The organism is Pantoea sp. PNA 14-12 (assembly GCF_004364735.1).
Classification (GTDB): domain Bacteria; phylum Pseudomonadota; class Gammaproteobacteria; order Enterobacterales; family Enterobacteriaceae; genus Pantoea; species Pantoea stewartii.
This window is the reverse complement of sequence record NZ_SOAJ01000003.1, coordinates 489,605-500,831: the sequence shown is the minus strand read 5'-3', so window position 1 is coordinate 500,831 and position 11,227 is coordinate 489,605. Positions and strand designations below refer to the sequence as shown.

Sequence of the window (11,227 nt, the reverse complement as noted above, 5' to 3'; positions counted from 1 at the left end):
GAATCGTCGGACTGCGAAATCTAAAAGGGTGTAATGAAAGTGATTAGCAGAACAATGAAGCGGGGCCGGCACGGATACCGTGCACTTTGCCATGCCAGGCTGCTCGCGTCAGGGCAGGCGCGTCAGACACAGGCAGCAGAGACAAACCAAAGGCGTCGTATGTCTGTGCTGTCTGGGAGGTCAATAAGGCATGAAGTGAATCGATTAACGCCAGCTTTTGCGCGGCCAGCGGATGTACCTGCTCTTCCGCCTGAGACTGCGGCGTCAGCGTGAAAGAGAGGTGGCGGATTACCGTGCGAATGGCATGCTGGTGCCAGTAGTCAACCGTAAAACTGGGACGTCGCGAGGCTTCCTGAAGACGAATAAGATGATCGAAACGAACGACATTGCCGATGAACAGGCTGCTGGCTGAGGATTCGGATCCGGTGTTAAGTTCCGCTGTTTGCGCACACGCCGGCAAGCCGAGACTGGCCGCCACCATTCCCAGCAGGAAATGAGGCCAGAAATAGCGTCTACCTATTTGTCGCCAGCGTAGAAGGATTCCGATCACAATTGTTCCATTGCGCATAACAATTTCATTATTCACTGCTGTTTTCAGCAGCATGCAGCCTGTAAAAGCGCCAGAGATAGTAACACTAATGTGGCGTGCCGACACCTGCGTTTAAAGCGACAACGGAAGAAATCGCACCTGATTGTGCAGCAATTCAGCAATTGTTTGCTTTAGCATGTGAAGAGTGTCGCAACACACAGAGAGCGAAGGCGGGGCAATAAAAAACGGCCGGCGCGACTGACCGGAGAGAGTGTCAGCGCAACCAGCCGTTTTTACGTTCTGATCAGGAATTAAGCCAGAACCAGATTTGGTGCTTTAAACGCCAGCGGCAATTCAGCTTCGTCTTCGAAGGTCGCCCATTCCCAGGCTTCCTGCTTAGCCAAAACGGCCTGCAGCAGTTTGTTGTTCAATGCATGGCCCGATTTGTACGCGGTAAACGCGCCGATAATGTTATGGCCACACATAAACAGATCGCCGATAGCGTCCAGCATTTTGTGACGGACAAACTCGTCTTCAAAACGCAGACCTTCTTCATTAAGCACGCGGAAATCATCAAGGCCTATCGCACAATCTAAACTACCGCCCAGGCACAGGCCTTTAGACTGCAGATATTCGATTTCATGCATGAAGCCAAAGGTGCGTGCACGGCTAATCTGACGAACAAACGCTTCGGCAGAGAATTTCATCTGGTAACGCTGAGAGCTGGCATCGATAGCCGGGTGTTTGAAATCAATAGTGAAATCAAGCGAAAAACCGTTATACGGTTTAATTTCCGCCCATTTATCACCATCTTCAACACGCACGGTTTGCTTAACGCGCACAAACTTCTTGGCGCTGCTGAGCTGCTCAATACCTGCATCCATCAGCAGATAGATAAAAGGCGCTGCGCTGCCATCCATAATCGGGATTTCAGGTGCATCGACTTCCACAATAATGTTGTCGATGCCAAGGCCCGCCAGTGCGGCATTTAAGTGTTCAACTGTCGAAATACGCACGCCTTCATCATTCACCAGGCAGGTACTCAGCATGGTGTCGCGCACGTATTTTGCATCAGCCGGAAAATCAACCGGGGGATTCAAGTCGGTGCGACGATAGATGACCCCGGTATTAGCCGGTGCAGGGCGCAACGTCAGGCTGACTTTCTTGCCGGTATGTAAACCGACACCTGTCGCCTGAACAATACGTTTTAATGTCCTTTGTTTGATCATCGTAATTATCTCGCAATATTACTTTCCGACCGCCAGTATACGTTACCAGCGGGCGAACACTTTAGCACAAAGAGCGGGAAAACCCAATTATAAGGTTATTCCTAGTCGGCCTGCTTACGCAAAAACGCCGGGATATCAAGGTAATCTGGCTCTTTGTTCGATTGCGCATTCTGATCGTTCACCACTTTCGCTGCAGGTTTCTGCTCCTGCGGCAGCGGCGACATACCGTGCTGCTGGTAACGGTGATCCATCACTGGCTGGCTGGCCGGTTTGTTGGTGACCAGCGTGATTTCAGGACGCTTGTCCATACCAATACCGGTTGCCACCACGGTGACGCGCAGTTCATCGTTCATTTCTGGATCCAGAGAGGTACCGATAACCACGGTGGCGTTGTCTGAGGCGAAGGCGCGGATGGTATTACCCACGGTTTCGAACTCATCCAGACGCAGGTCAAAGCCCGCCGTGATGTTGACCAGCACGCCACGCGCACCAGACAGGTCGATATCTTCCAGCAGTGGGCTGGAAATCGCCATCTCAGCAGCTTCTTCCGCACGATCTTCACCGCATGCCACGCCAGAGCCCATCATGGCATAACCCATTTCTGACATGACGGTACGCACGTCAGCAAAGTCGACGTTCATCAGGCCAGGGCGGGTAATCAGTTCAGCGATACCCTGCACTGCGCCTTTCAGCACGTCGTTGGCTGCGCCAAAAGCGTCGAGCAGCGAAATGCCGCGCCCAAGCACTTTTAACAGCTTGTCGTTAGGAATGGTGATCAGTGAATCGACGTGCTTAGACAGCTCTGCGATCCCCTGCTCGGCAAACGCCATGCGCTTCTTGCCTTCGAAGTTGAAAGGCTTGGTCACGACCGCAACGGTCAGAATACCTAAATCTTTCGCCACTTCAGCTACAACAGGCGCTGCACCGGTACCGGTACCGCCACCCATTCCCGCTGCGATGAACACCATGTCTGCCCCTTCCAGCGCAGAACGCAGTGCTTCGCGATCTTCCTCTGCAGAGTTACGGCCCACTTCCGGGTTCGCACCCGCACCCAGCCCTTTGGTAATGTTATTACCAATCTGGATGGTCTGGCCGACCGCTGTTTTACGCAACGCCTGGGCGTCGGTGTTAACAGCGAAGAATTCCACACCTTCGATACGCTCGCGTACCATGTGCTCTACGGCGTTGCCGCCGCCACCGCCGACGCCGATGACTTTAATCACCGCGTCATTGGTTAATTCCATAGGTTCAAACATGATTTCTCTCCGTTATGTGCCTGTCGCCTGGAGATCACAAAAGAAAACAGCATGATCCCCTTTTACAAAAATTAAAACTCTTTTTTTAACCAACTATTGATACGTTTAAACCAGTTGCCGACTGAAACCCGCTTTTCCGCCTCTGCGTCACCGTTCATGTGTGACTCTTTGCCGTAATGCAACAGCCCTACCGCCGTGGAATAGTAAGACTCCTGCGCGTAGTCCGTCAGGCCAGTAATGTTCAACGGCTGTCCAATGCGCACCTGCGTATGGAATACGCGCTGCGCGCAGGCGGCCAGACCTTCAATCTGCGCCGCGCCGCCGGTTAACACAATCCCCGCAGCAAGATGGTGTTTCACTCCCTGCTGGCGAAGCTGCTCTTGCAACTGCAAAATCTCGTCATTGACCAGATTTAAAAGTTCGGTGTAACGCGGCTCAATTACCTCAGCCAGCGTCTGACGCTGTAAGCTCCGTGGCGGACGTCCGCCAACGCTCGGCACTTCAACGTTCTCATCTTTTCCAACAATCGATCCCAGCGCGCAACCATGCCGGACTTTAATCGCTTCCGCATCGGTAGGCGGCGTGCCAAAGGCGTACGCAATATCGCTGGTAACTACATTGCCCGCATAGGGAATGACCTTCGTGTGGCGCAGTGCACCGCCAGTATAGACGGCGATATCCATTGTGCCGCCCCCGATATCCACCACGCAAACGCCCAGTTCGCGTTCGTCTTCGGTCAGTACAGCAAAGCTGGACGCCAGACCGGCAAAAATCAGTTGGTCAACTTTGAGGCCACAACGTTCAACGGCTTTAACAATATTTTTCGCCATATCATTGTGACAGGTGATCAAATGGACTTTCGCCTGCATACGTACACCGGAAAGGCCGACCGGGTTCTTGATGCCTTCCTGGTAATCGATGGCATATTCCTGAGGAATAACGTGCAGAATGCGATGCTCGTCACGAACGCGCACAGACTTTGCCGTGTGCACCACATTTTCTACATCATCCTGAGTCACTTCCTCTTCTGAAATCGGAACCATCCCGATTTCGTTCTGGCAGCTGATATGTTTGCCCGATAATGCAAGGTAGACGGAGGAAATCTGGCAATCCGCCATCAACTCAGCCTGATCAATGGCGCGCTGTACGCATTTCACCACCGACTCAAGATCGTTAACGCCACCTTTATCCATACCGCGGGACGGACAACTGCCGACCCCAATAATATTGACCATACCATCGGGCAGAATTTCCCCAACCAGGGCGGCGACTTTCGCAGTGCCGATTTCGAGTCCAACTACCAGTTTTCTGTCCGTTGCCTTGATCATTGTTGTTTAGCCTGTGCCTGGTTTTGTTGCTGATTACTGTCCTGTGGCTCCATCACTATCGGTGTCCAGCCAACGGAGGCGCCAGAGTCATAGCGTAAATCAACGGAGTTGATGCGCTTGTGTTCATTCTCGCCTTGTTGCTGCAACACCGGATAAAGCTCAATAAAACGATTCAGACGCTTCATGGTATCGGTACGGCCCAGTTCGATACGTACATCGTCACTGGTCACCAGCTGCCATGAACGTCGTGCCGTCATCGACGCCACCTTCAGGGTAAACTTCCTGGCTTTCAGCACATCATCCATACTGTGATAGCCCGCCAGGACCTCTTTTTCACTGCCTTCTGGCCCATACAACATGGGCAACGCTTCTTTGCCCATATGATTGGCCGGTACGCTAAATGACACGCCGTCGCTGTCCACCATATGCGCGTCGTTCCAGCGTGCCACCGGCGTGTACTCAACCAGATGAATCTTCAGTTCATCAGGCCACTGTTTGCGCACACTGACCTGTTTAATCCACGGCAACCGTTCAATCTGCTGCTGGATAATGTTCACATCCTGCGACATAAAGGTGCCGGGTGGCCCCAGGGATAAAATCGCCTGGCGGATGTCGTCGTGGGTGGTGTAATGCAACTCACCGGTGACCACCAGTTTCGACAGGGGTAAGCGGGATGCATCGTTCATCCACTTCAGCACCACTAATCCACCCGCAATCATTATGCCCATCACCATCAGCAGAAAGACGATGCCAAACAGCCGGGCACCGTTACTGCGGCCGGTGCGTGCCCGCTCCTGCGCCTCACGATTGCGTACATTCATCGCCGCCTGTGACATATCAGTCAGCCAGTTCCAGAATGCGTACGACCAGTTGAGAAAAGGTCAGTCCCGCCTGCTTTGCTGCCATCGGCACTAAGCTGTGGCTGGTCATGCCCGGGGAAGTATTGGCTTCCAGTAACTGAAAGCGGCCCTCACCATCGGTCATCACATCGACACGACCCCAACCCTGACATCCCAGCGCCTGCCAGGCAGACCACACCAGCTGTTGTAATTCTGCTTCACGCTCTGCACTCAGCCCTGCGGGACAGAAGTACTGAGTATCGTCAGAAATGTATTTAGCTTCATAGTCATAGAACTCGCTGGCAGTCTTTATTTTTATCGCTGGCAGAATCTGATCGCCCAGAATGCCCACGGTATATTCTTCACCACTCAGAAACGCCTCGATAAGCACGTTATCGTCGTGACGAAATGCCTCTTCCAGCGCGGCCAGCAGATCACCCTGCTGATTAACCCGGCTGATGCCAACGCTGGATCCTTCACTGCTCGGTTTAACAAACAGAGGGAAGCCCAGTGCGGCAATCGCCGCCGCTGTCGCGGCGTCCAGACCCGACTGCATCTGTGCACGGGTCATCCAGACAAACTTACCTGCCGGCAGTCCCCTGCCCTGCCACAGTAATTTGGTACGCAGCTTATCCATGGTCACCGCCGACGCCATGACCCCGCTGCCGGTATAAGGCAGTTGCAGGAATTCAAGCACGGCCTGAAGCGTGCCGTCTTCGCCACCGCGACCATGCAGCGCGATAAAGGCTTTGTCGAAGCCCTGCGCTTTCAGATCCAGTACAGACTGCTCGCGTGTATCAATACCGTGCGCATCAATGCCCGCTTCACGTAAACCGGCCAGTACGGCAGCCCCGGACATCAGGGAGACCTCGCGTTCGGCTGAGGTGCCACCCATCAAAACAGCCACTTTAGACATGACGGCCCTCCACTTTGCGCTCTGGCTGCAGTTTGCATTCCGCCAGTTTACGCGCCACTTTCCCGACGTTGCCTGCGCCCTGAACCAGAATCAGATCGTTACCTGATAATAACGGCGCCAGCATCTCGACTAACGCATCATGCTCCGGCACCAGAATGGGGTCGACTTTACCGCGGTTGCGGATTGCACGACACAGCGCACGGCTGTCAGCACCCGGAATCGGCGTTTCGCCGGCGGCATACACATCCAGCATCAGTAAAACGTCGACCTGTGACAGCACGTTAGCAAAATCGTCAAACAGGTCGCGCGTGCGGGTATACCGGTGCGGCTGAAAGACCATCGCCAGTTTTTTATCCGGCCAGCCTGCGCGCGCCGCTTTAATGGTGGCATCCACTTCCGTTGGGTGATGGCCATAATCATCAACCAGCATAGCCGTGCCAGGCGTGCCGTTGACCGGTTCGGTAGCAAACTCGCCCAACTGATCGAAACGACGGCCGGTTCCCTGGAAGCTCTCCAGCGCAGCCAGAATCGCGCTGTCTTCAATGCCTTCTTCGCTGGCAACCGCAACCGCTGCCGCCGCATTCAACGCGTTATGCCGTCCCGGCGCATTCAGCGTGATCGCGAGTGGTGCCTTGTCCTGACGAATCAGGTTGAAATGCACCTGAGCGCCACGCTGTTCAAAATCTTCAATGCGGAAGTCCGCATCCTCGCTGAAACCATAGGTCGTAATCTGACGTCCTACACGCGGTAACAAGTCGCGAATCACCGCATCATCAACGCACATCACCGCACGGCCATAGAAGGGCAGGTTGTGCAGAAAATTGATAAACGTCTGCTTCAGGTTTTCGAAATCACCCTGATACGTGTCCATATGATCGGCTTCGATATTGGTCACGACGGCAACCATCGGCTGCAGATGCAGGAAGGACGCATCGCTCTCATCCGCCTCGGCGATCAGATAACGGCTGCTGCCCAGACGCGCATGCGTGCCCGCCGCTTTCACCAATCCACCGTTAACGAAGGTCGGATCCAGGCCACCTTCGGCATAAATGCTGGAGACCATCGCCGTTGTCGTGGTTTTGCCGTGCGTTCCGGCGATCGCAATGCCATGACGAAAGCGCATCAGTTCTGCCAGCATCTCAGCGCGACGAATCACCGGGATACGTTGCTCGCGTGCCGCAACCAGCTCAGGGTTATCCTGAGAAACCGCACTGGAGACCACGACGACACTGGCATCCGTCACGTTTTCTGGGCGGTGGTTGAAGTAAATCGTTGCGCCCAGATTGATCAGATTTTGGGTTACCGGGTTAGGCGCCAGATCAGAACCGCTAATATGGTAGCCTTCATTCGCTAACACTTCGGCAATACCGCCCATGCCAGCACCGCCGATGCCGACAAAGTGAATGTGCCGGACGCGACGCATCTCGGGCACGATTGAACGCAGTTTTGCCAGTTGTTGTGTATTCATTACGCTTTCTTATACCTACTCATTCAGTTTGTGCTCAGGTTGTTGAGCACGGGCCAGCCAGGCTGACCTGATTCTTTAACGTGCGGCGCGAGCCACTTCCTGTGCAACCCGTTCGGTGGCATCAGGTACCGCTACCGCGTGGGCCTTTTCTGCCATCGCGAGTAATGTTGGACGGTCCCAGTGACGCAACGTTTCCGCTACCGCCTCCGCAGTAAACTGCGGCTGCTCAAAAATTTTGGCTGCCCCTGCGCCTTCAAGCGGCAGGGCATTCCAGTACTGCTGGCGATCTTTGTGCTGAAACGGCACGAAAATCGCCGGTAAGCCTGCGGCAGCGATTTCGCTTACCGTTAATGCGCCAGAGCGGCAAATCACCACGTCGGCCCAGGCATACGCAGCGGCCATATCATCAATAAACTCGGTCACTTTATGCTGCGGCTGACCGGCTTGGTGATAGGCCTGTTGGACTTCTTGCAAGGCGCCCTTACCCGTCTGATGCCAGAGGGTAATGGTCTCGCCCAGCCTGGCGGCAATCTGAGGCAACGTCTGGTTCAGAATGCGCGCGCCCTGACTGCCCCCGATAACCAGAATACGAATCGGTCCACTGCGGCCAGCCAGCCGTTGAGCCGGTGACGGCAGCGCCAGCACATCAGTACGCACCGGATTACCCACAACGTCCGCGTGCGGAAAGGCACCCGGAAAGGCCTGCATGACCTTGGTGGCAATTTTAGCCAGCCATTTATTGGTGAGCCCGGCAATACCGTTCTGCTCATGGAGTACCACTGGCACCCCGCAACTCCAGGCGGCCAGACCACCGGGCCCCGATACATAACCGCCCATGCCCAGCACCACATCGGGCTTCCAGGCTTTGATAATCTTGCGCGCCTGACGCCAGGCGTTGAAGATGCGTACCGGCGCTAACAACAGCGCTTTACTGCCTTTACCGCGTAATCCACTGATGCGGATAAAATCAATGTCGATACCGTGCTTCGGTACCAGGTCGGCTTCCATACGATCGGCCGTGCCTAACCAGCGCACCTGCCAGCCCTGCGCCTCAAGATGATGGGCCACAGCCAGCCCCGGGAAAACATGCCCACCGGTTCCTCCTGCCATGACCATCAATCGTTTACCGCTCATCGACCACCCCGGGTAAACGCCTGCGCTTTAGCCAGACGCGTTTCATAATCAATACGTAACAAAAATACGATGGCCGTCGACATAATGAGCAGGCTCGAGCCACCGTAACTAATCAGCGGTAATGTCAGACCTTTTGTCGGCAACATCCCCGCCGCCGCACCCACGTTGACCAGCGCCTGAAAGCTGAACCAGACGCCGATTGAGCAGGCCAGAAAGCCGGAGAAACGTTGGTCAAGTTCAAGTGCGCGGCGGCCAATCGACATGGCGCGAAAAGCCACGAAGAATACCATTAACAGGGCTAAAACCACACCGATGTAACCCAGTTCTTCTCCGATAATCGAGAAAATAAAGTCGGTATGTGCTTCCGGCAGGTATTCCAGTTTCTGTACCGAATTGCCCAGTCCCTGGCCCCAGAATTCGCCGCGGCCAAACGCCATCAGTGACTGAGTAAGCTGGTAGCCGCTGCCGAACGGATCTTCCCACGGATTCCAGAAAGAGGTCACACGGCGCATACGATAAGGCTCGGCGATGATTAACAACACCACCGCGAAGATGCCGGAACCGATAATCGCCAGGAACTGCCACAGCTTCGCTCCCGCCAGGAAGAGCATCGCGAGCGTCGTGACAAACAGCACCACCACCGTACCCAGATCGGGCTGAGCGAGCAGCAGCACCGCCAGCACGACCATCACCCCCATCGGCTTACAGAAGCCCCAGAAGTTATTTCGGACTTCCTCAACCTTACGCACCAGATAACTGGCGAGATAACAGAAGAGCGTGAGCTTAGACAGTTCCGCTGGCTGAATACGCAGTGGACCCAGTGCAATCCAGCGTGATGCCCCGTTTACGGAGCTTCCTACGACCAGCACAATCAGCAGCATGACGACCGACGCCATCAACATCACGTTGCTGTAGCGCTGCCAGAAATCCATGGGTACGCGCAGCGTGACCAGGGCAATACCAAACGCCAGCGCAATATAGAACGCATCACGCTTGGCAAAGTAGAACGGATCGTCATTCAGACGCTGTCCCACCGGCATTGAAGCCGATGTCACCATCACAAACCCGATTGCAGCCAGCCCCAGGGTCAGCCAGAGCAAAGTCCGGTCATAGAGCACCTGCGAGGTATCGTCGCTCTCACGCGCGCCCATCACCCAGTTACTCAGGCGACCTGACAGATAATTCACAATGCCCGCTCCAGGAATACGCATCAGCTTAACTCCCTGGCCAGTTGCGCGAAGACATCGCCGCGCTGTTCAAAATTGCGGAACTGGTCAAGGCTGGCGCAGGCCGGGGAAAGCAGGACCATGTCGCCTGGCTGTACCTGTTTTGCAATCTGCGCCATTGCCTCCTGCAGCGTTTCGGTCCTGACCGCCACGTCAGGGCGGAGCGCGGCCAGTGCATCACCATCGCGCCCAAAGCAAAACAGCCGGATACGATCGCCCTGCAGATACGGCTGCAATGGAGAGAAATCCGCAGATTTGCCATCGCCTCCCAGCAGTAACCAGAGCGTACCGTCAACCTGTAATCCTTTCAGAGCCGCTTCCGTACTGCCCACATTGGTTGCTTTTGAATCATTGATCCAGCGCACACCGCGGCTTTCATGAACCAGCTGGAAACGGTGCGCCAGACCTGAATAAGCCGCCAGTGCGGACAGACTGGTCGAGCGTGGCAGACCAACCGCATCGGCCAGCGCCAACGCGGCGAGCGCATTGGTGTAGTTATGCTGTCCGACCAGCGTCATCTCGTCTGTGTTCAGGACTTTTTCGCCTTTCGCCCGCAGCCAGACACTGCCCTGCTGCTTATTCAGGTGATAATCGCCGATATCAATACCGAAACTGACACAGCGTGCGTCGGCGCCGCGTACCGGCATGGTCATGCCATCGTCGGCATTCACCACGCAAACCTGAGCGTTCTCGTAAATCCGCAGTTTTGCCGCGCGGTACTGCTGCATACCTAACGGATAGCGATCCATATGATCTTCGGTCACGTTCAGGATCGTGGCCGCTGCGGCCTTCAGGCTGTAGGTGGTTTCTAACTGGAAGCTGGAAAGCTCCAGAACATAGAGCTGAGCGGGCGCTTTCAGCAGGCTCAGCGCGGGCAACCCAATATTACCGCCGACGCCTACCTGCCAACCGGCGGCTTTCGCCATTTCGCCGACTAACGTAGTGACCGTACTCTTTCCGTTTGAACCGGTGATCGCCACGATCGGTGCCTGTGCTTCCCGGCAAAACAGCTCAATGTCGCCGACGATTTCAATGCCCGCGTCTGCCGCTTCACACAATGCGGGATGGGCCAGGGCAATGCCGGGGCTGGCCACGATGAGATCCGCAGCCAGCAGCCAGTCGCGATTGAGACCGCCCACATAACGTTCCACCTGCTCAGGCAGTTTATCCAGCCCGGGCGGTGATACACGGGTATCCATCACGCGGGGCGTTACGCCCTGCGCTATAAAGAAATCAACACAGGACAGGCCGGTCAGGCCTAATCCGATGATGACGACTTTTCTCCCGCGGTAATCAGCCATG

Annotated in this window: 10 protein-coding genes; all 10 read right to left on the bottom strand. The window is 55.2% G+C overall.

Translation table 11 applies throughout. The features are described 5' to 3' along the window. Positions 1-43 precede the first annotated feature (43 nt). On the bottom strand, positions 44-550 hold the full coding sequence (gene secM, locus C7434_RS13370; protein WP_243835879.1) for a secA translation cis-regulator SecM: 507 nt from the start codon (positions 548-550) through the stop codon (positions 44-46). Between the two features lie 290 nt (positions 551-840). Next, positions 841-1,758 (bottom strand): UDP-3-O-acyl-N-acetylglucosamine deacetylase, encoded by a 918-nt coding sequence (gene lpxC, locus C7434_RS13365; protein ID WP_033740259.1) that lies wholly within the window; start codon positions 1,756-1,758, stop codon positions 841-843. A 101-nt stretch (positions 1,759-1,859) separates the two neighbouring features. Next, complete coding sequence (gene ftsZ / locus C7434_RS13360) at positions 1,860-3,014, bottom strand: cell division protein FtsZ (RefSeq protein ID WP_006117682.1); 1,155 nt, start codon at positions 3,012-3,014, stop codon at positions 1,860-1,862. 71 nt (positions 3,015-3,085) lie between these two features. Next, positions 3,086-4,342 carry a cell division protein FtsA gene (gene ftsA, locus C7434_RS13355; protein ID WP_006117681.1) on the bottom strand — a complete coding sequence of 419 codons (1,257 nt, stop codon included), beginning with the start codon at positions 4,340-4,342 and terminating at the stop codon, positions 3,086-3,088. Next, the gene (gene ftsQ, locus C7434_RS13350) at positions 4,339-5,178 is read right to left on the bottom strand and encodes a cell division protein FtsQ (RefSeq protein WP_033740258.1); all 840 of its coding nucleotides are present in this window, start codon (positions 5,176-5,178) and stop codon (positions 4,339-4,341) included. The genes ftsA and ftsQ overlap by 4 nt, the downstream gene beginning before the upstream one ends. Before the next feature lies 1 nt (position 5,179). Then, the gene (locus C7434_RS13345) at positions 5,180-6,097 is read right to left on the bottom strand and encodes a D-alanine--D-alanine ligase (RefSeq protein ID WP_133745529.1); all 918 of its coding nucleotides are present in this window, start codon (positions 6,095-6,097) and stop codon (positions 5,180-5,182) included. Continuing rightward, a complete protein-coding gene (gene murC, locus C7434_RS13340; RefSeq protein ID WP_006117678.1) occupies positions 6,090-7,565 on the bottom strand; it encodes a UDP-N-acetylmuramate--L-alanine ligase in 1,476 nt (491 codons plus the stop codon). The genes C7434_RS13345 and murC overlap by 8 nt, the downstream gene beginning before the upstream one ends. A gap of 75 nt (positions 7,566-7,640) precedes the next feature. Next, the gene (gene murG / locus C7434_RS13335) at positions 7,641-8,699 is read right to left on the bottom strand and encodes an undecaprenyldiphospho-muramoylpentapeptide beta-N-acetylglucosaminyltransferase (protein WP_033740256.1); all 1,059 of its coding nucleotides are present in this window, start codon (positions 8,697-8,699) and stop codon (positions 7,641-7,643) included. Then, entirely contained in the window at positions 8,696-9,910 is a 1,215-nt protein-coding gene (gene ftsW / locus C7434_RS13330) for a cell division protein FtsW (protein ID WP_033740255.1), read from the bottom strand. The genes murG and ftsW overlap by 4 nt, the downstream gene beginning before the upstream one ends. Beyond that, a complete protein-coding gene (murD, locus tag C7434_RS13325; protein WP_006117675.1) occupies positions 9,910-11,226 on the bottom strand; it encodes a UDP-N-acetylmuramoyl-L-alanine--D-glutamate ligase in 1,317 nt (438 codons plus the stop codon). The genes ftsW and murD overlap by 1 nt, the downstream gene beginning before the upstream one ends. Position 11,227 lies beyond the last annotated feature (1 nt).

What these genes read in the sequence shown, in the direction of transcription:
- lpxC (WP_033740259.1), bottom strand. Translation starts at nt 1,758, where the DNA reads ATGATCAAACAAAGGACATTAAAACGTATTGTTCAGGCGACAGGTGTC.
- ftsZ (WP_006117682.1), bottom strand. Translation starts at nt 3,014, where the DNA reads ATGTTTGAACCTATGGAATTAACCAATGACGCGGTGATTAAAGTCATC.
- ftsA (WP_006117681.1), bottom strand. Translation starts at nt 4,342, where the DNA reads ATGATCAAGGCAACGGACAGAAAACTGGTAGTTGGACTCGAAATCGGC.
- ftsQ (WP_033740258.1), bottom strand. Translation starts at nt 5,178, where the DNA reads ATGTCACAGGCGGCGATGAATGTACGCAATCGTGAGGCGCAGGAGCGG.
- C7434_RS13345 (WP_133745529.1), bottom strand. Translation starts at nt 6,097, where the DNA reads ATGTCTAAAGTGGCTGTTTTGATGGGTGGCACCTCAGCCGAACGCGAG.
- murC (WP_006117678.1), bottom strand. Translation starts at nt 7,565, where the DNA reads ATGAATACACAACAACTGGCAAAACTGCGTTCAATCGTGCCCGAGATG.
- murG (WP_033740256.1), bottom strand. Translation starts at nt 8,699, where the DNA reads ATGAGCGGTAAACGATTGATGGTCATGGCAGGAGGAACCGGTGGGCAT.
- ftsW (WP_033740255.1), bottom strand. Translation starts at nt 9,910, where the DNA reads ATGCGTATTCCTGGAGCGGGCATTGTGAATTATCTGTCAGGTCGCCTG.
- murD (WP_006117675.1), bottom strand. Translation starts at nt 11,226, where the DNA reads ATGGCTGATTACCGCGGGAGAAAAGTCGTCATCATCGGATTAGGCCTG.